Annotated in this window: 20 protein-coding genes; 11 read left to right on the top strand and 9 right to left on the bottom strand. The window is 68.7% G+C overall.

Features of this window, described 5'->3' with window-relative positions; translation table 11 throughout:
• Positions 1–7: 7 nt before the first annotated feature.
• The 7 genes from ntrC to ACZ5Z2_RS17430 form a co-directional block, all read right to left on the bottom strand.
• Positions 8–1,387: a nitrogen regulation protein NR(I) gene (ntrC, locus tag ACZ5Z2_RS17460; protein WP_464759853.1), complete on the bottom strand. Its 1,380-nt coding sequence runs from the start codon at positions 1,385–1,387 to the stop codon at positions 8–10.
• Complete coding sequence (locus tag ACZ5Z2_RS17455; RefSeq protein ID WP_464759852.1) at positions 1,380–2,390, bottom strand: two-component system sensor histidine kinase NtrB; 1,011 nt, start codon at positions 2,388–2,390, stop codon at positions 1,380–1,382. Before ACZ5Z2_RS17455 ends, ntrC begins: the two co-directional genes overlap by 8 nt.
• A 38-nt stretch (positions 2,391–2,428) precedes the next feature.
• Positions 2,429–3,775 carry a hypothetical protein gene (locus ACZ5Z2_RS17450; RefSeq protein WP_464759851.1) on the bottom strand — a complete coding sequence of 449 codons (1,347 nt, stop codon included), beginning with the start codon at positions 3,773–3,775 and terminating at the stop codon, positions 2,429–2,431.
• Between the two features lie 58 nt (positions 3,776–3,833).
• Positions 3,834–5,636 carry a tetratricopeptide repeat-containing sulfotransferase family protein gene (locus ACZ5Z2_RS17445; RefSeq protein WP_464759850.1) on the bottom strand — a complete coding sequence of 601 codons (1,803 nt, stop codon included), beginning with the start codon at positions 5,634–5,636 and terminating at the stop codon, positions 3,834–3,836.
• A 196-nt stretch (positions 5,637–5,832) separates the two neighbouring features.
• A complete protein-coding gene (locus ACZ5Z2_RS17440; RefSeq protein ID WP_464759849.1) occupies positions 5,833–8,670 on the bottom strand; it encodes a TonB-dependent receptor plug domain-containing protein in 2,838 nt (945 codons plus the stop codon).
• 90 nt (positions 8,671–8,760) lie between these two features.
• The gene (gene glnA, locus ACZ5Z2_RS17435; RefSeq protein ID WP_464759848.1) at positions 8,761–10,170 is read right to left on the bottom strand and encodes a type I glutamate--ammonia ligase; all 1,410 of its coding nucleotides are present in this window, start codon (positions 10,168–10,170) and stop codon (positions 8,761–8,763) included.
• Positions 10,171–10,331: 161 nt separating this feature from the next.
• Positions 10,332–11,066 (bottom strand): TorF family putative porin, encoded by a 735-nt coding sequence (locus tag ACZ5Z2_RS17430; protein ID WP_464759846.1) that lies wholly within the window; start codon positions 11,064–11,066, stop codon positions 10,332–10,334.
• Positions 11,067–11,447: 381 nt separating this feature from the next.
• Here ACZ5Z2_RS17430 and ACZ5Z2_RS17425 point away from each other — a divergent pair, with 381 nt between their 5' ends.
• A complete protein-coding gene (locus ACZ5Z2_RS17425) occupies positions 11,448–12,242 on the top strand; it encodes an undecaprenyl-diphosphate phosphatase (protein ID WP_464759845.1) in 795 nt (264 codons plus the stop codon).
• Here ACZ5Z2_RS17425 and ACZ5Z2_RS17420 read toward each other — a convergent pair.
• Positions 12,188–13,216, bottom strand: a complete 1,029-nt coding sequence (locus ACZ5Z2_RS17420) for a LysR family transcriptional regulator (RefSeq protein ID WP_464759844.1) — start codon at positions 13,214–13,216, stop codon at positions 12,188–12,190. The two genes, ACZ5Z2_RS17425 and ACZ5Z2_RS17420, sit on opposite strands and share 55 nt — an antisense overlap.
• A gap of 143 nt (positions 13,217–13,359) precedes the next feature.
• Between ACZ5Z2_RS17420 and ACZ5Z2_RS17415 the strand changes: the two genes are divergently transcribed.
• From ACZ5Z2_RS17415 to ACZ5Z2_RS17400, 4 genes are all read left to right on the top strand, one after another.
• The gene (locus tag ACZ5Z2_RS17415) at positions 13,360–14,604 is read left to right on the top strand and encodes an efflux RND transporter periplasmic adaptor subunit (protein ID WP_464759842.1); all 1,245 of its coding nucleotides are present in this window, start codon (positions 13,360–13,362) and stop codon (positions 14,602–14,604) included.
• Between the two features lie 239 nt (positions 14,605–14,843).
• Positions 14,844–18,029, top strand: coding sequence for an efflux RND transporter permease subunit (locus ACZ5Z2_RS17410; RefSeq protein ID WP_464759840.1), 3,186 nt, complete (start codon positions 14,844–14,846; stop codon positions 18,027–18,029).
• Between the two features lie 121 nt (positions 18,030–18,150).
• Complete coding sequence (locus ACZ5Z2_RS17405) at positions 18,151–19,599, top strand: efflux transporter outer membrane subunit (RefSeq protein WP_464761736.1); 1,449 nt, start codon at positions 18,151–18,153, stop codon at positions 19,597–19,599.
• A 398-nt stretch (positions 19,600–19,997) separates the two neighbouring features.
• A complete protein-coding gene (locus ACZ5Z2_RS17400; protein ID WP_464759839.1) occupies positions 19,998–20,678 on the top strand; it encodes an SDR family NAD(P)-dependent oxidoreductase in 681 nt (226 codons plus the stop codon).
• A 3-nt stretch (positions 20,679–20,681) separates the two neighbouring features.
• On the opposite strand, the gene ACZ5Z2_RS17395 is transcribed toward ACZ5Z2_RS17400, so the two are convergent.
• Positions 20,682–21,182, bottom strand: coding sequence for a nuclear transport factor 2 family protein (locus tag ACZ5Z2_RS17395; protein ID WP_464759837.1), 501 nt, complete (start codon positions 21,180–21,182; stop codon positions 20,682–20,684).
• 279 nt (positions 21,183–21,461) lie between these two features.
• On the opposite strand from ACZ5Z2_RS17395, the gene ACZ5Z2_RS17390 reads away from it, so the two are divergent.
• The 6 genes from ACZ5Z2_RS17390 to ACZ5Z2_RS17365 all read left to right on the top strand — a co-directional run bounded on the left by ACZ5Z2_RS17390 (position 21,462) and on the right by ACZ5Z2_RS17365 (position 26,697).
• Positions 21,462–22,283, top strand: coding sequence for a TolB family protein (locus ACZ5Z2_RS17390; protein ID WP_464759835.1), 822 nt, complete (start codon positions 21,462–21,464; stop codon positions 22,281–22,283).
• A 164-nt stretch (positions 22,284–22,447) separates the two neighbouring features.
• A complete protein-coding gene (locus ACZ5Z2_RS17385; protein WP_464759834.1) occupies positions 22,448–23,341 on the top strand; it encodes a TolB family protein in 894 nt (297 codons plus the stop codon).
• Positions 23,338–23,889: a hypothetical protein gene (locus ACZ5Z2_RS17380; RefSeq protein WP_464759833.1), complete on the top strand. Its 552-nt coding sequence runs from the start codon at positions 23,338–23,340 to the stop codon at positions 23,887–23,889. Before ACZ5Z2_RS17385 ends, ACZ5Z2_RS17380 begins: the two co-directional genes overlap by 4 nt.
• Positions 23,890–23,980: 91 nt before the next feature.
• Entirely contained in the window at positions 23,981–25,069 is a 1,089-nt protein-coding gene (locus ACZ5Z2_RS17375; protein WP_464759832.1) for a sensor histidine kinase, read from the top strand.
• Complete coding sequence (locus ACZ5Z2_RS17370; protein WP_464759830.1) at positions 25,066–25,809, top strand: LytR/AlgR family response regulator transcription factor; 744 nt, start codon at positions 25,066–25,068, stop codon at positions 25,807–25,809. The genes ACZ5Z2_RS17375 and ACZ5Z2_RS17370 overlap by 4 nt, the downstream gene beginning before the upstream one ends.
• Before the next feature lie 186 nt (positions 25,810–25,995).
• On the top strand, positions 25,996–26,697 hold the full coding sequence (locus ACZ5Z2_RS17365; RefSeq protein ID WP_464759829.1) for a hypothetical protein: 702 nt from the start codon (positions 25,996–25,998) through the stop codon (positions 26,695–26,697).
• Position 26,698 lies beyond the last annotated feature (1 nt).

Below are 26,698 nucleotides of genomic sequence, written 5' to 3'. Positions count from 1 at the left end.
CCCCGGTTCAGCGCCGCCGCTGGCGCGACGCCCCCAGCTTGCGCGTGAGCGTGTTGCGGCCCACGCCCAGCGCCATGGCCGCGTTCTGCCGGTGCCCGTCGTGCGCGGCCAGCGCCGCCTCCAGCAGCACGCGATCCAGCGTTTCGCGGGCGCGGGTGTGGATGTCGGCTTCGCCGTCGGCCAGCGCCTGCGCGGCCCACGTGCGCAGCGCGTCGCTCCAGTCGCCCGCGATGCCGGGCGACGGCGAGGCGCCGAGGTCGGCGGGCAGGATTTCCGCGCCGGGCGCGATCACCGCGAGGCGGCGGCAGAGGTTTTCCAGTTCGCGCACGTTGCCGGGAAAGTCGCGTTGCGCCAGCGCCTTCAGCGCGGCCTTGGCGTAGCGCTTGGGCGGCAGCTTGAGCTCCTGCACGGCGGCGGCGAGAAAATGCTGTGCGAGGAGCGGGATGTCCTCGCGCCGCTCGCGCAGCGGCGGCAGCGCGATGCGCACCACGTCGAGGCGGTGCTTGAGGTCGGCGCGGAACTGCCCGCCCGCCACGCGCGCGTCGAGATCCTGGTGGGTGGCGGCCACGATACGCACGTTGCAGCGGATCAGCTCGCGCCCGCCCACGCGGTAGAACTCGCCGCCGGCCAGCACGCGCAGCAGGCGCGTCTGCAGCGCCAGCGGCATGTCGCCGATCTCGTCGAGGAACAGCGTGCCGCCCTCGGCCTGCTCGAAGCGGCCGGCCACGCGCCGCGTGGCGCCGGTGAAGGCGCCGGCCTCGTGGCCGAACAGCTCGCTCTCCAGCAGCTCGGCGGGAATCGCCGCGGTGTTGAGCGCCACGAAGGCCTGGTTGCGCCGCGCGCTTTCCTCGTGCAGCGCGCGCGCCACCAGTTCCTTGCCGGTGCCGGTTTCGCCGGTGACCAGCACGTTGAGGTCGCTGGCCGCCACGCGGCCGATCAGGCGGAACACCTCGCGCATCGCCGCGCTCTCGCCGAGCAGCGCATGCGTGGATGCCGCCGCCGGTTCGGCTGGCGCCGCAGCCTGCGCGCCGTCGGCCAGCACGCGGCGCACGGTGGCCACCGCGTGGTCGAGGTCGAAGGGCTTGGCGAGGTAGTCCGCCGCGCCCGCGCGATAGGCCGCCGCGGTGGTGGCCACGTCGGTGAATGCGCTCATCACGATCACCGGGCCGATGCCTTGCGCCTGGAGTTCTTCGAGCAGGGCCAGCCCGCTTTCGCCCGGCATGCGCACGTCGGTGAGCAGTAGCGCGGGGCGCGCCTTGCGCAGGGCAGCGCGCACCGCATCGGCCGCGTCGAATTCGCGCACGGCGAGGCCGGCGTCGCGCAGCGCCGCGGCCAGCACGAAGCGCACGCCGCGGTCGTCGTCGGCGATCCAGATGTCGTTACCCATGTCCACGCTCCAGCGGCAGGTACAGCGAGAACACCGTCTCGCCCGGACGGCTGGCGCAGCGCAGTTCGCCGCCGTGTTCCAGGGCGATCTCGCGCGACAGCGCCAGGCCCAGGCCGGTGCCGTCGGCGCGGCCGGACACCAGCGGCTCGAACAGCGTGTCGTGCAGTTCCGCGGGCACGCCGGGGCCGTCGTCGATCACGTCCACGCGCAGGGCGCTGCGCAGCACGCGCGGGCCGGCGCGCACGCCATGCTCGGCGCGCGTGCGCAGCACCAGCGTGCGCGCGCCCGCTTCCACCGCGTTGCGCGCGAGGTTGAGCAGCACCTGCTGCAGGCGATCCGCGTCGCCGCGCACGTCGGGCAGGCTGGGATCGTAGTCGTGGCGCAGGCGCGGCGGCCTGGGTTCGGCCTGCAGCAATTCGCTCAGGCGGTCGAGCAGCTGGTGGATGGCCACCGCGCCCAGCCGCGCGGCGCCGTCGTGGTGCAACAGCCGGTTCGCCAGCACGGCGAGGCGATCCGCCTCGTCGATGATGAGCCCGGCCAGCGCCTGCAGTTCCGCGCAGTCGACGCGGCGCTGCAGCAGCTGCGCTGCGCCGCGCAGGCCGGCCAGCGGGTTCTTCACCTCGTGCGCGAAGCCGCGCAGCGTGGCGGACAGCGGCGAGGCCGTGCGCGTGCGTTCGGCCAGCGCATGCACCTCGACCAGCAGGCCGCCTTCGCCGTCCGGCTGCAGGCCGACGTCGGCTTCGAGCGTGCGCTCGTCGAACGCGAACAGCGCGGCCTCGCGCAACTGCACGAAGCGCGACTCGTCCAGCGCGCGCCGCGCCTGCGCCAGGTCGTCGGGCGAACACAGCCACAGCGCCAGCGGCTGGCCGACCGCGCTGCGCATGCCGCTGCCCAGCAGTTCCGCCAGCGCGCCGTTGAGCCAGCGCACGCGCAGGCCGGCGTCGACCCAGGCCACCCCGGTCGCCAGCCGCTCCGCCCATGCCTGCCATGCTTCGTCGTGCATTGCACCATCATGGGACGTGCGCGAAATTGGTGCAATGATTATTTCATCAGCGGCAGCACGAGTTCGTCGTGGCCGGGGCGCGGAGCGTAGTAGCGCATGCGCAGGAAGCGGCCGTCCGGATCGATGCGGATGCTGCGGCCGCCGCCTTGGCGCAAGGCTGGCAAAGCCTGGGCCAGTTGCCGCTGCCAATCCGCTGCGCTGGTGGCGCGGGTGCGCAGCAGCCAGGCCGTCACGCGCAGGCCGGCGGCATAGTCCTCGTTGCGCGCCGCGTATTGCGTGTAGGCCGGCGTGGCGATGCGCGCGAGGACGAGGCCTACGGGATTGGAAACGGCGTCGAAGAAGTCGTAGCGCACCGCCGACATCTCCGGCATGGGAATCGGCCGGTCGGCGAGTGCGGCCTCCTGCACGTCCCGCCGGCAGGCCCAGGCGAATGCGGGCGCGAGCAGGCGCCGGAAGCCGCGTGCATCGAACAGCACGGCCGTCTGCAGCCGCTTGAAACCGTGCTGCCGGTCGGGATCCATTGCCGCCACGGCAGCCGCAGTCCCTTCGAACTCGTATCGCATCGGCGCACACAGGCTGACGTCCGCCGGCGCGGGTGGCGCGAAGGCTTGCGTGCACGCATCCGGTACGGCCTGGCCGGCCGGCAGCTCGCGTAGCATGCCGGCCAGCACGCGCTCGTCGGCTTCCATCCAGGCGTTCGCGATCATCGCGGTGATCAGCGTGTTGGTCTGCGCGTGCAGGCGGCGTACGCCGGCGGCCTGCCGGCAGGTGGCGGCCAAGGCCTGCGCTTGCCGACCGTCCACGAAATCCACCGCGGCGGCGGTGAGCAGCAGGTCTTCCGTGTTGGCGAAGCCGGGCAACTGCGCGTACATGAAGTTGCCGGCCGGCAAGTCGTCCCACAGCGCGTCGGCGGCGTTGATGGATTCGACCTGCGCCAGCCGGCCGGCCTGGCGCGCCAGCAGGTCGCGCAGGGGTTGGCCTCCGGCGCGCGCCTTGGCGAGGCAGTCGTCCTCGCGGCTGGCGCACAGCAGCTTGTGTTCGGCCATGTCGATGGCGGGCCGCTTCGGATAATGCGCGGCGACCAGCGGCTGGTAGATGAGCGCTGTCGTCGAGGGGCTGGCCGGCATCTGGCTGATCCAGTCCCGCATGTGCGCGCGCTCCTGCGCGTACACCGCGTCGATGCGGTCGGCGGGCACGTCGTAGTCCAGCAGCCACAGCCTGGGCCAGGCATTCTGGCCGGCAGGCACGGGCTTGGGTTGCAGCAGCGCGAGCGCCTCGGCCTGCGCAGGCGTGGGCGGGCGCAACCGGCCCCAGGCGAATGCCGCGGCCAGCACGGCGAGCAAGGCGCCGACGAGCCTCGCCGTGATCCTCAAGGCGTTCCGCATGGCATCCATCCCTTCCTTTCGCCAGTATTCCGGCAGGTTTGCATGTGCCGGGCGCGGCTCACCACGCGTAGCCCAGCCGCTGCATCATCGGTTGCAGGATCGGCCGCACCGGCTCGAAATGCTCGCGATAGGCCTGCCAGCGGCCGACCGCGTTGCGGTGGATGCCCTGCGTCACCTGCGCATAGCTGGGCGTGCTGATATAGCCCTTCGCTTTCGCATGATCGGCGAAGCCCGCCAGGGGCGCGGTGTCCTCGATGCCGAGGAAATCGCCCAGCCGCGCGACGTGCTCGTCGAAGCGGCTCACCACCGATTCGTAGCGCCACTCCAGCACGCGCGGCGCGAACACTTCCACGTGCGCGAGCCATTGCTCGAAGGCCTGCACGTAGCCGCGCGCCAGCCGCGGCAGGGACGAGCACAGCGTCATGAAGGACGGTGAGCGGAACGGCAGCATGTAGCAGCTCAGCAGCACGTCGCAGGGATGGCGCAGGCACAGGATGAAGCGCGCCTCGGGATATAGCCGCGCCATCATCGGCAGAGTCAGCATGTTGAGCGGGTTCTTGTCCACCAGGCGGGCGCGGCCGAGGTCGGGCAGCACCTTGGCGACCATGCCGTCGTAGGCCTGCCGCAGCATGCGCGTCTCGTCGGCCTGCAGGCTGGCCAGGGCCTCGGGATAGGCTTGGCCGACGTGCTCCATGCGTTCGATCAGGTCGTAGATGAAGGCGCGCTCGTCCATCGAACGGAAGTCCGGATGCGCGTCGATCATCTGCTCCAGCAAGGTGGTGCCGGAGCGCGGGAAGCCGACCACGAACACCGGGCTCTGCTCGGCGCGCGGCGCGGGCAGCGCCGTCCAGGCGTCGCGCGCGCTTCGCGTGACGCGGTGATCGACCATGGGCAGCGACTGGGCCCGCTCGTCCAGCAGTTGCGGCACGATGTGGCGCACGCTTTCGCATTGCAGCGCATGCGCCATTTGCAGCGCCTCCCACGCCTGCGCGTGCTGGCGCAGCTTGTCCCGCGCGGCGGCAAGGCCGAAGGCGGCGGGGACGCGCAGTTCGGCGAGCGGCGCATGGTCGAGCATGTGCTGCCAGAGTTCGGCGGCGCCGCGGTGATCGCCAGCGCGCGCCAGGAGCGTGGCGCGCACGCTCCAGACGCGGCAGCGCACGGCTTCGTGTTCGTCGGGCAAGGCGGCGATGGCGTCCATCGGCAGCTTCGCCAGCTCGGCCTTGGCCTGTTCCAGCTGGTTGCCGCGCTCGTGCAGGGACGCGCGCATGGCGGCGATGCGCCAGGCGAGGAAGCGGCCTTCTTCGCCAGTGGGCAGAACGGCCTTGTCCAGCACCTCGAACGCCACGGCCTGCTCCCCACGCGTGGAGAGCATGGTGGCCAGCGACAACGCCTGCTCGGCGGGCTGCGGCGGCCAATGCGCCACGTCCTGCAGCATGGCTTCCTCGCCTGGCAGGTCGCCGCAGACGTGGCAGGCGAGCGCGCCCTGCAAGCGGGCATCGATGAAGCCGGGCGCCCGTTCCACCGCATCGAACTGGCATTGCCGCGCCTCGCGCCAGCGCCCTTGCCGGGCCAGCAGCAGGCCGTGGTTGTGGTGGAACTGCGCGTTGCCGGGCGCCAGCGACAACGCTTGCCGGAATGCGTGTGCGGCCTCGTCCAGCGCCCCGCCCAGCTGCGTGGTGATGGCGAGGTTGTTCCAGTAGTCGGGGGTCGCCGGGTGCTCGCGCACCAGCTGGCGGAAGCAGGCGGCGGCCTCGTCGTTGCGCCCGCTCGCATGCAGCGCCAGGCCGAGCAGCAGTCGCGCGGTTTCGTGCGCGGCGACGGGTACAGGCAGGGATTGCGCCTGTGCGATGACCGCCGCCATGTCGCCGTTCCGGTACGCGGCCGCGATGCGTTGCAGGGCTTGCTCGCCGGCGGGTGACGGAGACGACGCGTGATCGGTCATGGCGGGCGGATGTGTTGGGTCGTGCTGCCATCATGCAGCAAAAAGCGGGGGCAGGCCCCCGCTTCGTTGCGACCGCCGTCCATGGCGTGCGTGCTTCCGATGGCCGCTGGCGCGATCAGAACTTCAGCGTGGCGCGTGCCCAGTAGTAGCGGCCCAGCGTGTCGTAGGTGGCCGTGTCGACGTTGTAGTTCACGCCGTTCTGGTAGATCAGCGGCGGCAGGCGGTTGGTCAGGTTGTCCACGCCCACGTCGAACGTCATGTGGATGGCCGGCGCGGTGTAGCCCAGCTTGATCGAGTCGTAGGTGGCCGAAGAACGCGGGATGCTGCCCGGCACGTCGTAGTACGCGTTGAGCAGGGTGAAGTGGCCGATGTAGCGCGTCTGCCACTGGGCGTTCCAGTTGCCGCGCACCCAGTTCAGCGTGGCCGATCCGCGCCAGCGGGCGATGTTGCCGAACTGCGCCGAATAGGTGCCGGCGTAGTCCTGGGTCGGCGTGCCCGGCATGCCGATGCGGTAGGTGTCGGTGTAGGTGCTGTTGAACGTGAGCTTGAAGCGGCCCGGGTCGAAGGCGCCGAGGTCGAAGTGCGGGATCACGTAGCTGACGTTGAAGTCGATGCCGCTGGTGCTCAGGTTGCCCAGGTTCACTTCCGGCGTGTAGATGTAGTACAGCGCGCCGGGCGTGGCGCTGTTGGCCGGGTTGCGGTTGATGTAGGCGCAGTAGGGGCTGCCGTCGTCGCCCGCGCAGACGTTCAGCACCGTCTGCGCGCTGACCGCCTGCAGGTAGTCGGACAGGTTGATGCGCCAGAAGTCCAGCGTGCTCGACAGGCCGGTGGCCCAGCTCGGCGAATACACCAGGCCGAAGTCGAAGGACTTGCCCTGCTCCGGGCGCAGTCGGGTGCCGGCGTTCGCGCCGCCCTGGTACAGGGCGGTGATCTGCGCGGCATAGCCCACCGAGTAGCCGACCGGGACGTTCTTGCAGAGGTTGGCGTGCTGCGCCAGCTCGGCCGCGCTGAGGTTCTGGCAAGGGTCGGTGACGGTCGGGTTCAGCACGGTCAGGCCGTCGTACAGCTCGTCCAGGTTCGGCGCGCGGAACACCTGCGAGACGGTGCCGCGCACCAGCAGGTCGTCGAACGGCTTCCACTCGATGGCCACCTTCTTGTTGGTGGTGGTGCCGGTGGTGTTGTAGTCGGACGAGCGGATGCCCAGGTCGAGGTTCAGCGACTTGGCGAACGGCGCGTCGCTGAGCAGCGGGATGAAGGCTTCGGCGTACAGCTCCTTCACGTTGAAGCTGCCGCGGCCCGGCGAGGCGCAACCTTCGGCGGCGATGCCGCAGTTGAGCGTCTCCGGATCGAGGATGGCGTCGCTGGTGACCTGGTAATCCATCTGCTCCTTGCGGTACAGCGCACCCGCGGAGAGCTGCACGGCGCCGGCCGGCAGATCCCACAGCTCGCCGGAGGCGTTGAACGAGATCTGCTTGGAGCTGTTGTTCTTCGAGTAGACCGGATTGTCCGTCACCGAGGTGGGCAGCGTGGTCTGGTCGAAGATGTTGGCGCCCGCGTCGATGGCGGCCTGCAGGCCGGCGACGTTGAGTTCGTTGTAGTCCTTCTGCACGCGCTCGGAGTGGCCGTAGTCGACGTCCAGATCCCACGTCCAGGTGCTCTGGCCGAAGTTGCCGCGCAGGCCCGTGATCACGTCGTAGGTGTTGGTGGCGTAGGTGTGCAGGCGGTTGCCCGCGCCGGTCAGTCGCGTGTTGTAGGCGCCGCCGGTGCAGCTGGCCAGGCTGGTGTTGCAGAACGGAATGCCGAAGGGGTTGTTGGGGTTGTCGGCGGCGATCGTCCAGCCGTCGCTGGTGCTGGTCGGTTCCGGCGCGTCCTGGCCCGCCGAATCGGTGTGGTTGTAGAACGCGTCGACGTACCAGGTGAGGCTGTCGCTGATCTTGTAGTTGCCCAGCACGAAGGCGCTGGTGCGCTCCTGCGAGGTCTGGATGTAGTTGTAGGCGTTGTAGTTGTAATAGTCCGCGTTGGCGAAGCAGCGGTAATCGCCGAGCGACGAACCGGAGCCCGAGCCGCGCGTGAGGCGGCTGCAGCCGAACTGATCCTGCAGCGCGCCGGCGGGCAGCGTCACCTTGCCGGTGGGGATGTTGGACGAGCCTTCCTGCTGCAGGCCGGAGCTGTACAGGTAGTACTGGTGCGAGGAGTAGCCGCGCTGGCTGGCCAGCACCGCGTCGTACTTGTTGTAGTTGAGGCCGCCGACGATGTTGCCCTGGTCGCCGCTGGCGCCCACGGTGAAGCTGGCGCCGTGGCGCTGGCCGTCGCCGTGGCTGGAGACGCCGTCGTTGATGCTCAGTTCGCCGCCGCTGAAATCCTTGCGCAGGATGAAGTTGGCGACGCCGCCGATGGCGTCGGAGCCGTAGGCCGTGGTGGCGCCTTCGGCCAGCACGTCCACGCGCTCGATCATGTTGGACGGGATCATGTTGAGGTCGGGGTTGGCTAGGCGTTGGCCGTCGACCAGCATCAAGGTGCGGGTGAACCCGAGGCCGCGCAGCGACAGGCGGGAGGCGCCGTCGCCGCCTTCCAGGGTGGGGCTGGCGATGCCGCCGCCGTTGCTGTTGTTCGAGGGGTTGGTGGCCAGGCCCGAAAAACTAGGCAACGCCTGCAGCACGCTGCCCAGGGTGGGATTGCCGTTGTTGGCCAGTGCGGCGCTGTCCAGGGTCACCACCGGGCTGGCCGTTTCGGCATCCACGCGGCGGATCAGCGAGCCGGTGACCACCACGGCCTGCAGGTTCTTGGCCTCGCTCGATTTGGCCTGGGCGGTGCCGCCGTCCTGTGTGTTCTTCTGTTGCCCACTCCCCGCGCCCTGGCTGGCGTCCTGCGCCCATGAAAGGCCCGCGGTTGAAACAAGTCCAAACGACAACGCCAAACGCACAGCCACGGAAAGGCGGTTCTGGTTTCGCATGATTGTTCCCCTCAAATGGTTGGGGCAACGCGTCCGCGTTGCCCCAACACCGCTCCAACAGGCGCGGACAGGCCGCGTCCGCGCCGCCTGTCACAAAGCGTAGTACATCTGGAATTCGAGCGGGTGCGTGCTGGCGCGGTAGCGGGTGACTTCCTGCATCTTCACCGCGATGTAGGCGTCGATGAAGTCATCGGTGAACACGCCGCCGGCCTTGAGGAAGTCGCGATCCTTGTCCAGCGCTTCCAGCGCCTGGTCGAGGCTGGAGCACACCTGCGGGATGTTCTTCTCTTCTTCCGGCGGCAGGTCGTAGAGATCCTTGTCGGCCGGCGCGCCCGGGTCGATCTTGTTGAGGATGCCGTCGAGGCCGGCCATCATCAGCGCGGTGAACACCAGGTAGCCGGAGTTCATCGGGTCGGGGAAGCGCACCTCGATGCGGCGGCCCTTGGGGCTGGCCACGTAGGGGATGCGGCAGCTCGCCGAGCGGTTGCGCGCGGAGTAGGCCAGCATCACCGGCGCCTCGAAGCCCGGCACCAGGCGCTTGTAGCTGTTGGTGGTGGAGTTGGCGAAGGCGTTGATCGCCTTGGCGTGCTTGAAGATGCCGCCGATGTACCACAGCGCGGTCTGGCTGAGGCCGCCGTACAGGTCGCCGGCGAACAGGTTCTCGCCGTTCTTCGCCAGCGACTGGTGCACGTGCATGCCCGAGCCGTTGTCGCCCACGATGGGCTTGGGCATGAAGGTCACGGTCTTGCCGTTCTGGTGCGCCACGTTCTTGATGACGTACTTCATCGTCAGCAGCTCGTCGGCCTTCTTCACCAGCGTGTTGAACTTCACGCCGATCTCGCACTGGCCGGCGTTCGCCACTTCATGGTGGTGCACTTCCACCACCTGGCCCAGCGACTCCAGCACCTTGCACATGTCGGCGCGCAGGTCGCCCAGGGTGTCCACGGGCGACACCGGGAAGTAGCCGCCCTTCACCCCGGGACGATGGCCCATGTTGCCGTCTTCGTACTTGAAGCGCGTGCTCCATGCGGCCTCGTTGGACTCGATCTCGTAGAACACGCGGCCCATGTCGTTCTGCCAGCGAACCGAGTCGAAGATGAAGAACTCCGGCTCCGGCCCGAAGAAGGCGGTGTCGGCAATGCCGGTGGACTTGAGGTAGGCCTCGCCGCGCTTGGCGATCGAGCGCGGGTCGCGGCCGTAGGCCTGCAGGGTGCTCGGCTCCAGCACGTCGCAATGCAGCACCAGCTGGGTGTGCTGGCTGAACGGGTCGAGGTAGGCGGTGTCCGGGTCGGGCATCAGGATCATGTCCGACTCGTTGATGCCCTTCCAGCCGGTGATCGACGAACCGTCGAACATCTTGCCGTCCTCGAACGTGCCCTCGTCGATGGCATGTGCGGGGAAGGTGACGTGGTGGTGCTTGCCGAGCATGTCGGCAAAACGGAAGTCGACGAACTCGACCTCGTGTTCAACGATCAGGTCGAGCACTTTCTTGGCGGACATGGCAAACCTCGTGGGTGGATGACGGATGACCCACAGCAAACGACATGCCAAACGAACAAGCCCTGCTGTTGAGCCAATTCGCCGGTGCGGGCGGCGCCGCGACCGGTTCATTTGCCCAAAAGTAGCGCATTGATTTGCCCGATGTCACCGGATTGGTGCAATCAGAATGCCTTGGCGACACTCAGCAGCACGGTGGCACGGCCGAGGTAGTCGCCCTGGGCGTTGGTGTATGCGGCGCGGGAGGCGTTGGTGTCGTGCCAGTCCAGCGCCAGCGACCAGCCCGGCCCGAAGGCGCGACTCACGCCGAGTTGCCAGTCGGTGTAGTTCGCGCCGGGGTGCCCGGCCACGCGTTGCCGCCCCAGGTGCGCCGCAAGTGTCCAGTCCGGCGCCAGCGGCTGCTGCCAGGCCAGTTCGAGATAGCCGCTGCCGTGGCTGTCGGCCACGCCGAACAGGTTGCCGAAGCTGCGGGAATATTTCAGCGTCAGCGTCTGCCAGCCCAGTGCGGCATAGCCTTCCAGCGTGTGCGGACGGGTGTAGCCGGACGGATAGTCGCCCGGGTAGGCGTATTCGTACAGGCCGGCGTCGTAGCGCCAGCCGCCGCCCAGGTTGCCGCGCCAGCCGGTGTAGGCGTCCAGTTCCACGCTGCTGGATACCGGTCGCGACGGCGTCGATCCGTCCGACAGCCAGCTGATGTTGCTTCCCCAGCCGCCGAGGTACCAGCCGCTGTCGCCGCCGTATTCGACGCCGGCTTGCACGGCGGGATGGCGGTCGGTTTGCGAGATGCCGCGGAACAGGTAGTCGCTCGTCAGCGTGAGGTTGCCGGTGAGCGCATCTGCCGCGTCTGCCGTGGTTGCGGCAAGCGCGAGGGCGAACACGAGGATCGTGCATCGGTGCATCGTCGTCTCCTTCAGTGGCGTGGCGCTTGATGGATGGACGTCTGGACGTCCATATGCACGGTTTCACCTGGAGGCAGGCCGCATGGCGCATGCCGGGCGGGCAAGGTCAGCAAGTTGCATGCCGATGCTCCGGGCGCGCCGCGATGCGGCCTTGCACGGGTTGCGGGCTGGCGCGTGCGCCAGCGCGGGGAAAGCGCAGCCTCGCGATGGTGCAAGCGCCGCCGCGGGCCAGCGCAAGATGAAGCGCCGGCAAACGGCCCGCCTTTTGCCCTGCGTCACGCCTTGCTCCGGCTCCGTCCGGCTCCGGGCAGGCTTTAAGCTATGCCGTCTTCCGGCCGGCCGAGCTTGTTCCGGCGCCATCCCCGCAATGGATCAGTACTTGTGACCGACCTGCTCAACGTCATCCTGCTCGGCATCATCGAAGGCATCACCGAGTTCCTGCCGATCTCTTCCACCGGCCACCTGCTGATCGCCGAGCATTGGCTGGGCGCGCGTTCCGACCTGTTCAACGTGGGCATCCAGGCCGGCGCGATCCTGGCGATCACCCTGGTGTACTGGAAGCGCATCTGGCAGTTGCTGACGCAATGGCGCGACCCGGCCACGCGCGACTACCTGTTCAAGCTGGCGGTGGCCTTCCTGATCACCTGCGTGCTTGGCCTGGTGGTCACGCATTACGGCTTCAAGCTGCCGGAGACGGTGACGCCGATCGCCTGGGCGCTGATCATCGGCGGCTTCTGGATGATCGGGGCCGAGGCGCTGGCCGCGCGCCAGCCGGATCGCCGCGAGGTGACCTGGACGGTGGCGATCCTGGTCGGCATCGCGCAGATGGTGGCGGGCGTGTTCCCCGGCACTTCGCGCTCGGGCGCCACCATCTTCGCCGCGATGCTGTTCGGCACCAGCAACCGCGCCGCCGCCACCGAATTCGCCTTCCTGGTGGGCATCCCCACCATGTACGCGGCCACCGGCTACGAGCTGCTCAAGGTATGGAAGGGCGGCGGCGCGGCGCACGAGGATTGGGCCGCGCTGGGCGTGGGCTTCCTCGTTTCGCTGGTCGTTGGCTTCATCGCGGTGAAGTGGCTGCTGGGCTACATCCGCACCCACCGCTTCACGGCCTTCGCGGTCTACCGCATCGTGCTGGGCGCGGCCTTGCTGCTGCTGATGCCGGCCGGCGTCTGAGCGGCGCCGATGTTGATGCCGCCGGGCGCCTGAACGGCGCCCTTGGACGGTAGCGCCATGCCCAGCTTGCACGCCGGCAGGTTGGTGCGCTCGAACAGCTCGTGCACCCATTCCAGGAAGGCCTGCACGCGCGCGGAGAGGTGCTTCTTCTGCGGATAGACGATCCACACCGGCGAACCGGTGCAGATGGTGTCCTCCATGATCACCTTGAGCTTGCCGTAGCCGATCGCGCCGGCGGCCAGCCAGTGCGGCACCTGGATGATGCCCAGCCCGGCGATCGCCGCCTGGATCACCGACTCGCCGTCGTTGATCAGCAGGTGCGCGTCCACGTCCAGCGCGATGCGCCCGTCGGGCGTGTCGAACTGCCACTGGTAGGCGCGTCCGCTGGTGGGGTAGATGTAGTTGATGCAGCGGTGCTGCTTGAGGTCTTCGATGGTGACCGGCGTGCCGTGGCGCTCCAGGTAGGCCGGCGCGGCGCACAGCACGTTGCTGAAGTAGCCGAGCTTGCGCGCGACCAGGTTGGAATCCTCCAGCTCGCCCATGCGGATCGCGCAGTCGATGCCTTCCTCGATCAGGCCGATGTTGCGCTCGCTCATCGACAGCTCGAGCCGGATGTCCGGGTATTTGGTCTCGAAGTCGGCCAGGTTGGGGATCAGTGCGGCGCGCCCCACCGACACGTTCATCGCCACGCGCAGCTTGCCCTTGGGCTTGTTGCGCGCATAGTTCAGCGCGTCCACTGCCTCGCCGAGGTCGGCCAGGATCGCCTTGCAGCGCTGGTAGAACGATTCGCCGTCGTCGGTGAGCCTGAGCGCCCGCGTGCTGCGGAACAGCAAGCGCACGCCGATCTGCTCCTCCAGCCGCGACACCGCGCGGCTCACTCCGGACGGGGTCATGCCCAGTTGCACGGCGGCAGCCGCGAAACTTCGGGCCTCCACCACGCGGACGAAGCTCGATATTGCTGAGAAATCTTCCATGACGGGCATTGTGTCGCCATTCATGCCTGGCTGTCACGAGTGGAGTTCATGAAATAGGGTTTTTCTGTACCAGTCGGTATACCTATTATTCGCCTCCCCATCGTGCTGCAGCGCCGCACGATCCGACCTCAGGGAGCGTGAACATGAAGAAGAACCTGATCCTGTCCGGCCTCGCCGTCGCGACCATCGCCGGCAGCTGGGCCTTGCTCGGCGAGCACGGCGGCAGCCATGCCCAGGGCGTCGGCGCCGGCACCGCCCTGCCCGAAGTGACCGTGGCCCGCGCCCTGCTGCGCCCGGTGAGCAACAGCGCCGATTTCACCGGCCGCGTGCAGGCGGTGGACAGCGTGGAGCTGCGCCCGCGGGTGGGCGGCTACGTGGAATCCGTGGCGTTCAAGGAAGGCGCGCTGGTGCACAAGGGCGACGTGCTGTTCCGCATCGACCCGCGGCCGTTCCAGGCCGAGGTGGATCGGCTCACCGCCATCCGCACCCAGGCGTTCGCCGAACAGGCGCTGGCCGAAGCCAACGCCCTGCGCGCGCGCCGCCTGCTCGACCAGCGCGCGATCTCGCAGCAGGAAGCCGACCGCCTTGCCACCGCCGCGCAAAGCGCCAGCGCGGCGCTCGCCGCCGCCGATGCCGCGCTCGCCACCGCCAAGCTCAATCTCGGCTACACCGAGGTGCGCTCGCCCATCGACGGCCGCGTCAGCAACGTGCGCATCACCCCCGGCAACCTGGTCGGCAGCGGCGACGTGCTGACCAGCGTGGTTTCGGTGAACCCGGTCTACGTGTACTTCGACGTGGACGAGCACACCTGGCTGAAGTTGGATCACCTGCGCGCCAAGGCCGCGCACGACGGCAGCAGCCCGCGCATCGAGGCCGCGATGGAACTGGCCGACGAGAGCGGCTACCCGCACACCGGCCGCATCGACTTCGTCGACAACCAGCTGCATACCGACTCCGGCACGATGCGGCTGCGCGCGGTGTTCGACGACAAGGGCAGCCTGTTCACTCCCGGCCTGTATGCGCGCATCCGCCTGCAGAGCGGCCAACCCCAGCCGCGCCTGCTGATCGACGACCGCGCGGTGGGCACCGACCTCGGCAACCAGTTCGTCTACGTGGTCGATGCCCAGCACAAGGTGGAATACCGCAAGGTCAGCACCGGCGCGCTGTTCCACGGCCTGCGCGTGATCGACAGCGGCCTCGCACCCGGCGACGTGGTGGTGGTGAACGGCCTGCAGCGCGTGCGCCCCGGCGCCGAGGTGAACCCGCAGCAGGTGGCGATGGATTACCGCCTCGACGCGCGGGACAAGGCGGTGGTGGAGGCGGGCGGGCATGACGATTCGCGCACCGCGATGACTGCACCGCCCAAGCCGCACGAACCGCAAGGCTGAACTTGCCCTTCCTCCTCTCCCCTCCGGGGAGAGGATCGAGGTGAGGGGCCAATCTTGCGCAAGCGCTGCCTACCCATCGAAACCTGAAAAACGCATTGCCGAAGCCCGAGCGCTTCGGCAAGCCCCCGACCCCTCACCCCAACCCTCTTCCTCGCTCCTCAAAGCAGGGCCATCCATGGCCCTTCCCCGCGTCCCGGAGGGGAGAGGGGGTCGGCACCCTGGAGTCATCGAGACAAACCATGAAAAACATCGCCCAGTTTTTCGTCGACCGGCCGATCATGGCCGCTGTGCTGTCGCTGCTGTTCGTGATCACCGGCTCCATCGCGGTGTTCCAACTGCCGATCAGCGAATACCCCGAAGTGGTGCCGCCCACCGTGGTGGTGCGCGCCAACTACCCCGGCGCCAACCCCAAGGTGATCGCCGAGACCGTCGCCACCCCGCTGGAAACGCAGATCAACGGCGTGGAAGGCATGCTCTACACCTCCTCGCAGGCCACCAGCGATGGCGTGATGACGCTTACCGTCACCTTTGCGCTGGGCACCAACCTCAACGAGGCGCAGGTGGAGGTGCAGAACCGCGTGGCGCAAGCCTTGCCGCGGCTGCCGGAGGAAGTGCAGCGGCTGGGCGTGACCACGCAGAAGAGCTCGCCCGACCTCACCATGGTCGTGCACCTCACCTCGCCCGACCAGCGCTACGACATGCTGTACCTGTCGAACTACGCGCGGTTGCACGTGAAGGACGTGCTGGGCCGCCTGAACGGCGTGGGCGACGTGCAGATCTTCGGCGCCGGCGAATACTCCATGCGCGTGTGGCTCAACCCGGACAAGCTGGCCCAGCGCGGCCTCACCACCGGCGACGTGGCCAACGCGATCCGCGAGCAGAACGTGCAGGTGGCGGCCGGCGCGCTGAACGCGCCGCCGGTGCGCGGCAACGCCGATTTCCAGCTCAACATCAACACCCAGGGCCGGCTCAGCACGGTCGACGACTTCCGCAACATCGTGCTGCGCACCGACGCCGACGGCGCCGTGGTGCACCTGGGCGACGTGGCGCGGGTGGAGCTGGGCTCCGACCAGTACGCGCTGCGCAGCCTGCTGGACAACCAGCCGGCGGTGGCGATCCCGATCTTCGCGCGCCCCGGCTCGAACGCCATCCAGATCTCCGACGAGGTGCGCGCCACCATGGCGCAGCTGAAGAAGGAGTTCCCGCAGGGCATCGACTACCACATCGTGTACGACCCCACGGTGTTCGTGCGCGGCTCCATCGAGGCGGTGGCGCACACCCTGCTGGAAGCGATCCTGCTGGTGGTGCTGGTGGTGATCCTGTTCCTGCAGACCTGGCGTGCGTCCGTCATCCCGCTGATCGCGGTGCCGGTGTCGCTGATCGGCACCTTCGCGGTGATGTACCTGGTCGGCTTTTCGCTCAACGCGTTGAGCCTGTTCGGCATGGTGCTGGCGATCGGCATCGTGGTGGACGACGCCATCGTGGTGGTGGAGAACGTGGAGCGCCACATCGAACTGGGCCAGTCGCCGAAGGAAGCCACGCGCAAGGCGATGCACGAGGTCACCGGGCCGATCGTGGCCACCGCGCTGGTGCTGTGCGCGGTGTTCATCCCCACCGCCTTCATCAGCGGCCTCACCGGCGAGTTCTACCGCCAGTTCGCGCTGACCATCGCGATCTCCACGGTGATCTCGGCGTTCAACTCGCTGACCCTGAGCCCGGCGCTGGCGGCGATCCTGCTGCTGCCGCACGGCGCGCCAAAGGATCGCCTCACCCGCGCCATCGACCGCCTGTTCGGCTGGCTGTTCCGTCCGTTCAACCGCCTGTTCCACCGCGGCGCGGAGCGTTACGTGGCCGGCACGCGCAAGCTGCAGGGCAAGGGCGGCGCCGCGCTGGTGGTGTACGCGGCGCTGATCGCGCTCACCGCGTTCGGTTTCTGGCACGTGCCCACCGGCTTCGTGCCCACGCAGGACAAGCAGTATCTGGTGTCGTTCGCGCAGCTGCCCGACGCCGCCTCGCTGGATCGCACCGAGGACGTGATCAAGCGCATGAGCGCGATCGCGCTGAAGCAGCCCGGCGTGCAGAGCGCGGTGGCTTTCCCCGGCCTGTCGGTGAACGGCTTCACCAACAGCAGCAACGCCGGCATCGTGTTCGTCACGCTGAAGCCGTTCGACGAACGGCGCAGCGCGGATCTTTCCGCCGGCGCCATCGCGGGCGCATTGAACGCGAAGTTCGCGTCCATCCAGGACGCCTACATCGCGATCTTCCCGCCGCCGCCGGTGATGGGCCTGGGCACGATCGGCGGCTTCCGCATGCAGGTGGAAGACCGCGGCCAGCTCGGCTTCGACGAGCTGTACAAGCAGACACAGAACCTGATCGCGGCCAGCCGCAAGGATCCCGCGCTGGCCGGGCTGTTCTCCAGCTTCCAGGTCAACGTGCCGCAGGTGGACGTGGATGTGGATCGCGAGAAGGCCAAGGCCGAGGGCGTGAACCTGGGCGACGTCTACCAGACCATGCAGGCCTACCTCGGCTCGCTCTACGTCAACGACTTCAACCGCTTCGGCCGCACCTACCAAGTGAACCTGTCCGCCGAGCCGAAGTTCCGCAGCGACCTGCAGGACATCAGCCAGTTGAAGACGCGCAATGCGCGCGGCGAGATGGTGCCGCTGGGCTCCTTCGTCACCGTGACGCACGGCGCCGGCCCGGATCGCGTGCAGCACTACAACGCCTATCCCACCGCCGAGATCAACGGCGGCCCGGCGCCTGGCTACAGCTCGGGCCAGGCCCAGGCCGAAATGGAGAAGCTGGCGCGCCAGGTGCTGCCGAACGGCATGAGCTTCGAGTGGACCGACCTCACCTACCAGCAGATCCTCGCCGGCAACACCGCGGTGCTAGTGTTCCCGCTGTGCGTGCTGCTGGTGTTCCTGGTGCTGTCCTCGCTGTACGAGAGCTGGTCGCTGCCGCTGGCGGTGATCCTGATCGTGCCGATGGTGCTGCTCTCCGCGATCGCCGGCGTGTGGCTGTCGGGCGGCGACAACAACATCTTCACCCAGATCGGCCTGATCGTGCTGGTGGGCCTGGCCTGCAAGAACGCGATCCTGATCGTGGAGTTCGCCCGCGAACGCCAGCATGAAGGCATGAGCCGCCACGAGGCGGTGCTGGAAGCCGCACGGCTGCGCTTGCGCCCGATCCTGATGACCTCGATCGCCTTCATCATGGGCGTGGTGCCGCTGGTGACCTCGCACGGCGCCGGCGCGGAGATGCGCCACGCGATGGGCGTGGCGGTGTTCTCCGGCATGCTCGGCGTCACCCTGTTCGGGCTGATCTACACCCCGCTGTTCTACGTCGTGATCCGCGCCCTGGTGGAGCGCCGCGAAGCGCGCAAGCGTGCGCAGGCGAACGGTCTGCCGGCGCTGGAGGGACATTGAGATGAAATCAAACATGATTGATTCGCAGCGTGTCGCTCTTGCTCGTCATCCCGGCGAAGGCCGGGATCCAGCGACTTTGAATGACCGCAAGCACAGGCACTGGATCCCGGCCTACGCCGGGATGACGAGCATGCTGAGGCACTCCCTGCTGTTCGCTGCGCTTGTACTGGCCGGTTGCGTCAGCGTGGGGCCGAACTACAAGGCACCGGTCACGCCCGCGCCGCAACTGCAGGCCCTGGATGCGGCGCGCGAAAGCGCCGCGCAGTTCCAGGCGCAGTGGTGGAAGCAGTTCGGCGATCCCACCCTGGATGCGTTGATCCGGCGCGCCGCCGCCGGCAACCTCGACCTGCGCATCGCGCAGGCGCGGCTGGCCGAGTCGCGCGCCCTGCTCGGGGGCGCCAGGTCGCAATACCTGCCCGACGTGCAGGCCGATGCTTCGTACAGCCGCAGTCGCGAGCAGTCGCCCGGCTTCAGCGACCAGCGCAGCACGGTGACCGCCTACCAGGCAGGCTTCGACGCGAACTGGGAGATCGACGTGTTCGGCGGCGTGCGCCGCTCGGTGGAAGCCGCGCGCGCCGACCTCGGCGCCAGCGAGGCGCAGCTGCAGGGCGCGCAGGTGAGCCTGTTCGCCGAAGTGGCGCGCAACTACTTCGACCTGCGCGGCACGCAGCAGCGGCAGGCGATCGCCCAGCGCGACATCGCCAACCAGCAGGACACGCTGAAGCTGATCCGCGCCCGCGCCGAAGTGGGCACGGCCTCCGACCAGGACGTGGCCAGCGCCGAGGCGCAACTCAGCGCGGCGCAGGCGCAATTGCCTTTGCTCGACATGCAGGCGCACGCCGATGCCAATCGCCTCGCCGTGCTGCTGGGCGAACAGCCCGGCGCGCTGGACGTCGACGTCTCGCCACAGACGTTCAAGCCCATCGACGCCGTGCTGCCGATCGGTGCCGCGGGCGACGTGCTGGCGCGGCGGCCCGACGTGCGCATCGCCGAACGCGAATACGCCGCCGCCACCGCGCGCATCGGCGTGGCCAAGGCGGACTTCTTCCCGCATGTCTCGTTGGGCGGCTTCCTCGGTTTCCTCGCCGGGCGCAGCAACGACTTCGGCGGGCCGTCCTCGCGGGCCTGGTCGATCGCGCCCAGCATCACCTGGAACGGCCTCAACGTGCAGCGCGTGCGCAGCGAACTGCATGCCGCCGAGGCACGCACCGATGCCGCGCAGGCCAACTACCAGCGCACCGTGCTGGAAGCCGTCGAGGACGTGGACAACGCCGTGGTCGGCTACAACCTGCAGCACGAGCGCGTGGAGAAGCTGCGTGCGCAGGCGCAGCAGAGCCGCCACGCCGCCGAACTGGCCAAGGTGCGCTACGAACAGGGCGCCACCGGCTACCTCGAACTGCTCGACGCCCAGCGCGTGCAGCTTGCCGCGGACGACGCGCTGGCGCAGGCGCAGGCCGCCATCGACACCCGTGCGGTGGCGCTGTACAAGGCGCTGGGCGGCGGCTGGCAGGCCTGCGGCGACGACGTGCATTGCGCGCCGGTCGCCACGCCGGTGGCCGCCGTGCCATGAGCGCCTGCACTCCGAGCCCCGGCTTTTCCAAAGCTCGTCATCCCGGCGGAAGCCCACTGCTGTCCGGAATAATCCGGGGATGGTGTCGAAGGATGAAGGCCCGCGCCGCTTGCAAGAAGCATTGCGAGAAGGCGACTTCATTTCCGATAACGACCACCTATCCAGACCGTCATCCCGGCGAAGGCCGGGATCCAGTAGCGACCATGTTCGCTCAGGCCGCACGGCCACTGGATGACTCGCTTCGCTCGCCCCTTCGGGGCCGCCCTGCGGGCGTTCTGCGCGCTTCGCGCTTGTCCGGCCTGCGCCGGAATGACGAATCGGGAGTCTGAGGTACTGCCATGAGCACGGCGCGCCGCCGGTCGACTGTGCAAGCGTCGAAGCCATCACCTGTGCATCGCGTGGCCCTGGTCACCGGGGCCAACCGCGGACTGGGCTTCGAGGTGGCGCGCCAGCTCGCCGCGCGTGGCTACAGCGTGCTGTTGGGTACGCGCGATCTCGCCAAGGGCCGACAGGCGACGAAGCAGATCGTCGGCGACGCCGTCGCGGTGCCGCTCGATGTCACCGCCCCCCAGCAGATCGCCGAACTCGCCGCCTGGATCGAGCGCGAGCACGGCCGCCTCGACGTGCTGGTGAACAACGCCGGCGGCCACGCCGACAGTGATGGACGCGCCGAGAATGCCGCGCCCGCCGACGTGCGCGCCGCGCTGGAAACCAACCTGCTCGGCGCCTGGCAATTGACCAGCGCATTGCTGCCGCTGATGCGCCGGCGTCGCTACGGCCGCATCGTCAACGTCACCAGCGGCTGCGCCGGTGCCACCGCGCCCGACGCCATCGGCTATCCCGCCTACCGCGTCTCCAAGGCCGCGCTCAACGCCTATACCCGCGCGCTCGCCGCCGAACTCGCCGGCAGCGGCATCCTGGTCAACGCGGTCTGCCCCGGCTGGCTCGCCACCGGCCTGGGCGGCCCCGGCGGCGGCCCGGTGGAACGTGGTGCCGCCGGCGTGGTCGCTGCCGCCTGCCAGCCCGAGCCGGGCATCAACGGCGCACTGCTGCGCGACGGCCAGCGCATCGCGTGGTGAGGCTCAGTTCTCGCCAAGCCTGGTGTGCGCCGAATACAGCGCGCGCCAGCGGCCATCGACGTAGACGAACACGTCCGAGGAATACAGCTTGCCCTTGGTCGCGGGCGCGCTGCTGACGAAGCTGAGGATCGCGGTGTCGCCCTGCAGCGCCACCTGCTGCTCCACCGGATGTGCCGCCTGCCATGCGGCCACCTGCTGCTTCATCTTGTCCGAGCCGCGGTTCTCCGCGGCATGCGCCAGGATGGCGGCCTTGGTCGCGAACGTGCCCGCCACGCCCACCGAGCGGTAGCCCGGCAGCAGCATGCCGTCCAGCCAGGCGGCATCGCCGTTCTCCTCGGCCTCCAGCCAGTGCTGATCCACCGCCTTCACCGCGGCGGCGGTGTGCGCGGTTTCGTCCGCGCCCGTATCGGCAGCAACGGCAGGTGAGCCGATCGTGGCGACGCCCAGCAACAAGCCGATGCAGGCAAGGCACCCACGGGCACGGCGGCAAGTTGGATATGGCATGACGTAGTCCTGTTGATGCGGCGACAGTGCCGCGGCAACAGCCTGCGCGGCGCGTGCGCGGCGTGCTCCGGTCCCGGGGCGAGCGACGGCATGGCCGTGACGAACGGCCGCCGCGGGCAGGCCGGCGGCGGGCTGCAGCCTCCCGTCCGGCCGCACACGCCGCTGGTCACGGCAAGCGGCCCGGCCATCACGCGGCGCGCGACAGCCGTTGCCGCCTGCGCCAGCTTGCCTCCACAGGTGCGCCCAGCGCGGACGCATCACCGGCCAGGAGAGATGGCGATGCGCCCGTCCACAGCGTTTGCGGCATGGCTGAGTCTTGCGGCTGCGGCGGCGACGGCCGGTCACGCACCGACGACGGCCGTACCCGCGATCTTCGCCCCGAATGCGATTCCCACCAGTGCCGACGATGGCGCGGCCGCGTTCGCGCCGAGCGGCGCTGCGGTCTATTTCATGCGCGCCACCGGCGACGGCTCGACGCTGATGGAGTCGCATCGCCGCGACGGCCGCTGGTCGCCGCCAACGGTGGCGCCTTTCTCCGGCCGCTGGCACGATCTCGACCCGTCGATGGCGCCGGATGGTTCGTACCTGCTGTTCGCCTCCAACCGCCCGGCCGCGCCAGGCGACCCGCCGCTCGACGCGGTGCATGGCGGCAAGCGCCTTGTCGGGCAGGGCATGAACCTGTGGCGGGTGGATCGGCAAGGCGACCACTGGGGCACGCCGGTGCGCCTGCCCGATGTCGTCAACCGCTGTTCGCTGATCGCCTCCCCAAGCATTGCCGGCGACGGCAGCCTCTACTTCATCGGCTGCGCCGGGCCGCGCGGCGACTTCGCGCTGCTGCGCTCCGCGTACTGCAACGGCCACTACGCGACGCCTCGCGTGGTGGCGCTGGGCGATGCGGACGCCACGATCCGCGATCCTGCCATCGCGCCCGACGGCTCGTTCATCGTGGTCAGCATCAGGCACGCCGCACAGCAGCCTTATCGCCTCGCCATCGCGTTCCGCACGCCGGACGGCTGGAGCGCCCCGCAGGATCTTGGCGACGCGGTCAACGGCGGCAAGGAAAGCATGGGTGCCCAGCTCGGCCCCACCGCCGCACGCTGACCTTCTACAGCAACCGCGCCGCCACTGGCACGCAAGCGAAGGCGGCGTGGAACAACGGCCACGACCACATCTGGCAGGTGTCGCTGGCGCCGTGGTTGGACGCGCACGGCGGGCGCGCCCGTTGAGATTCTGGCATCCTTCCTTCCCTCCGCGAGGAGCAGTTCATGCATTGCCGATACCTGGCTCCGACCCTCGCGCTGGCCCTGGGCATCACTGTCGCCACACCGCCGGCGCGGGCAGCCGCGGATGCCGTGACGCTCCCCGCCGCCGGCCCCTGGACGGCAGCGCACGACGCCTCGCCCGCCTTCGCACCGGATGGCGACACGGTGGTGTTCACCCGCGGCGTCGGCATGGCACGTCGCCTGTACGTGGCCCATCGTCGCGACGGTGCGTGGTCGTCGCCGGTGCGCGCGCCGTTCTCCGACCGCTGGATGGATTTCGAGCCGGCGATGGCGCCGGACGGCAGCTACCTGGTGTTCGTTTCCAACCGTCCGGCGAACGGCGAAGGCAAGGCGCTGGACGGCGACTGGGGCAGCAAGCCGCAACCGGGTCGTGGCGGCAACCTATGGCGGGTGGATCGCCGCGGCGACGACTGGGGCACGCCGGTGCGCCTGTCCGGGAGCGTGAACGCCAGCAACTCCACCTTCTCGCCCGCGGTGGGCAAGGACGGCAGCCTCATCTTCGTGCGGGTGAACCCCGGCAACGGCGCGTTCCGGCTCTACCGCAGCCGCTGCGAGCAGGCCGCCTGCCAGCCGGCGCGGCCACTGGAACTCGGCGCGGGCGGGGATCGCTCGGACTACGACCCGGCGGTGGCGCCGAACCAGTCCTTCCTCGTCTTCAGCTCCGACCGGCCGCCAGCGCCGTCGAATGGCGGCGACCTGTTCATCGCTTTCGCCACGCCGGACGGCTGGAGCGCGCCGACCGACCTCGGCGTCGCCGGAGACGAGGCGCGCCTGGGCCCGGATCACGCCACGCTGTACTACAGCGCGTCCGACCACCGCATCCATCGCCTCACGCTCACGCCCTGGCTGGCGCGTCATGCGGGAGCGAAGCCATGATCCGTCCGCGATCGCCCCGCGCGCGGCGCGGAGCATCCGTCGCCCTTGCCGTGCTGGCGGGCGCAACCGGCGTGCTCGCCGGCACCGCACCCGCGTATGCCGACACGACGCCGGCGCTGGCGCCGCTGGCCTGGTTCGCCGGGCATTGGCGCTGCACGGGACGGTTCGCGAACGGCAAGCCGATCACTTCCCGCGAAACGTTCGCCGTCGAACTCGGCGGCCAGTGGCTGCACATGCGGCACGCGGACGATCCGCCGAACCGTTACCTCGCGGATTCGTGGTGGGGCTACGACAAGGCCGCGAAGCATTTCACCGCGACGGTGTTCGACAACTTCGGCGGCGACCGGCGCTACGCCTCGCCCGGCTGGGCGGGCGACACGCTGACGCTGGAGAACATCGCGACCAGCGGCTACCTCGACCGCTTCGCGTTCCAGCGCCGTGGCGACGATGCCTACCGCGTCACCTACACCTACCGCGACCGCAGCGGCGCGTGGCGGCTGGGCGACGCGCAGACGTGCACGCGCGACACGCGGATGCCGCGATCCTAGGCCGGTGCCGGCAATGTCTTCAGGCACTGTCGCGCATCGCCGTCGCCGCGCACACTGGGCCGCCATTGGGCGGTACGCCAGCGAGGATCCCGTGCCTGACCGCAGCGCAGCGCAGCGACTGAAAACCTGGGGACTGATCTTCGGCTTCTGGACGCTCCTGGCGCTGTCCTATGCGCTCAGCGGCGGGCTGTCGTCGATCAGCGAGGGCGATCCGCCGAACTGGCTGCGCAACCTGGCCTGGAACCTCGGCAATTTCTGGCTGTGGATGGCGCTGGTGCCGCTGCTGGGCCGGCTGGGACGGCAGACCGCGGGGCGTGGCTGGCGGCGCTTCTGCGCCGTGCACGTGCCGGCCTCGCTGGCGGTGGGGCTGGCGCAGATGCTCGCGCACCTGGTGCTGTTCTGGTTCCTGTGCGGCCCCGGGCGCATGCCGGTGCACACGCTGGGCCAGTACCTGCGCATGGAATTCGCCTACAGCTATCACCTGGCGGTGCTCACCTACTGGATCGTGCTGGCGGCGCTGCGCGGGCTGGAGTCGCGTCGTCGCCTGCGCGACGAGCAACTGCGCAACGTGCTGCTGGAGTCGCAGCTGGCGCAGGCGCAACTGCAGGCATTGCGCATGCAGCTGCAGCCGCACTTCCTGTTCAACACGCTCAACGCGATCTCCGCGCTGGCGCTGGCCGACCCGCTGCAGGCGCGGCTGATGATCGCCCGGCTCAGCGACTTCCTGCGCCTCACGCTGGAGGAACGCCACGCGCCGCAGGTGCCGCTGGCGCGCGAGCTGGAGTTCCTGCGCTGCTACCTCGACATCCAGCAGGTGCGCTTCCAGGATCGGCTCAGCACGCGGCTGGAGGTAGCCGAGGACGCGCTGCGCGCCGCCGTGCCCAACCTGATCCTGCAGCCGCTGGTGGAGAACGCGCTGCGCCACGGCCTGCTGGCCAAGGCCGAACCCGGCAGCCTGCAGGTGGCCGGTCATCGCGAGGGCGACGAACTGGTGCTGCGCGTGGACGACGACGGCCTGGGCCTGCCGCCCGACGGCGCCAGCGAAGGCATCGGCCTCGCCAACACCCGCGCACGGCTGGCGATGCTGTTCGGCGCCGACGCACGCATGGAGCTGCAGCGCCGCGACGGCGGCGGCACGCGGGTGGAACTGCGCCTGCCGTTCCGCGAGCTGGCCGCATGAGCGCCGCGGCCATCCGCGCCCTGCTGGTCGACGACGAAGTGCTGGCGCGCCTTGCGTTGCGCCAGGCGCTGGCCGCGCATGCCGACGTGGAGATCGTCGGCGAATGCGGCAACGCCGCCGAGGCGCAGCAGGCGATCCAGGCGCTGGCGCCCGACCTGCTGTTCCTCGACATCCGCATGCCCGGCATGGACGGCTTCAAGCTGCTGTACCAGCTCAAGCCGCAGTCGCTGCCGATGGTGGTGTTCACCACCGCCTACGGCCAGCACGCGCTGCGCGCCTTCGACGCCGGCGCGCTGGACTACGTGCTGAAGCCCATCGACCAGGCCCGCTTCGACCAGGCGATGGAGCGCGTGCGCCGGCACTGGCACGGACTGCAGTCGCCCGCAGTCACATCGGCGCACACCGCCCACCTGCAGCGCATCAGCGTGCGCGTGGGCGAGCACATCCGGGTGGTGGCGGTGGATGCCATCGACTGGATCCGCGCCGACGGCAACTACGTGCAGATCCACGCCGACGGCGCGCATTACCTGCACCGCGAGACGCTGAGCCATCTGCTGGCGGCGCTCGACCCCGCGCGCTTCCTGCGCATCCACCGCGGCGTGATCGTCAACGTGGAACGCATCCGCGAAGTGCACCCGCTGTTCAACGGCAATGCGGAGATCGTGCTGCGCGACGGCACGCGGCTGGATTTGAGTCGGCGGTTCCGGGCCGGGGCACGGGCGGTGCTGGGGTTGCCTTGATGGGGCGGGCGTCGATTCGCCCAGGCGGAGGTATCGGCCGTGCGACGTGAGGTGATCGAGGACGCTGGCGAATAAAATTGAATTTGCGAAGAGGGATGGCCGCTTTAGACTCGAAGCGGATATCGCGTGGATTGTGAATATTAATACAGAGAGTACCGTATAGTTTCCGACAGGAGTGTGCACAACATGAAGTTTTGGATATCCGTCTTCGGCCTGTTTTCTTTTGCTTTGTCCTCTTCGCTTGCCCAGCCGGCTGATGCGGTCATACCGGCTCCGCGAGGGCTAAGTGCATGTGCCACCAATAGCACACTATCGAAAGCGTTAAAGCTTGTTGCGTTCAAGTCTGGCACGCTTGCTGGATGCTTTGTTTCTTCTGAGCAAGCGCCATTACACGGTATGGACAGGCCCCTGGAGTCGGCGTTTGCTATTACTCTTTTTCAAAGAGCATCAGGCCCGTATACCGTGGCTAGTGTCGATCAGTTCTATGCTACGACAGAGCATCAATGGAAAAACGTCACACCACTTTGGGACAAGGACAAATCGACGTATGAGCAACGCGTACGTAAGCTAATACAGGAAGTGTCTTCCTCCACTCCGGTGCAGGGCGGCATGTCGATCAGTCAGCCTGTGCTTGTTTCCATGCGACGCATCGATCCAAGCTCGTACACGGTTGTTTCAATAAGACGCCGCAAGATTTCCAAGGATGGAACCGCGTTCTCGTTAGATACTGCCGAAGGCTATGCGCTAATTCTCAACGACGGGAACCTCATGCGCTTGACGATTCAGCGGCAGCTGCGCGGGCAGCGTGATGTGGACTCAGTAAAGAGTGAAATCGCAGATTGGGTGCAAAAAATCAGTAAAGCGCCGCTAGCAAACAAGCAAAGATAGT

Source organism: Rhodanobacter sp. G1 (assembly GCF_055397855.1).
This window is presented reverse-complemented; position numbering and strand designations above follow the sequence as displayed.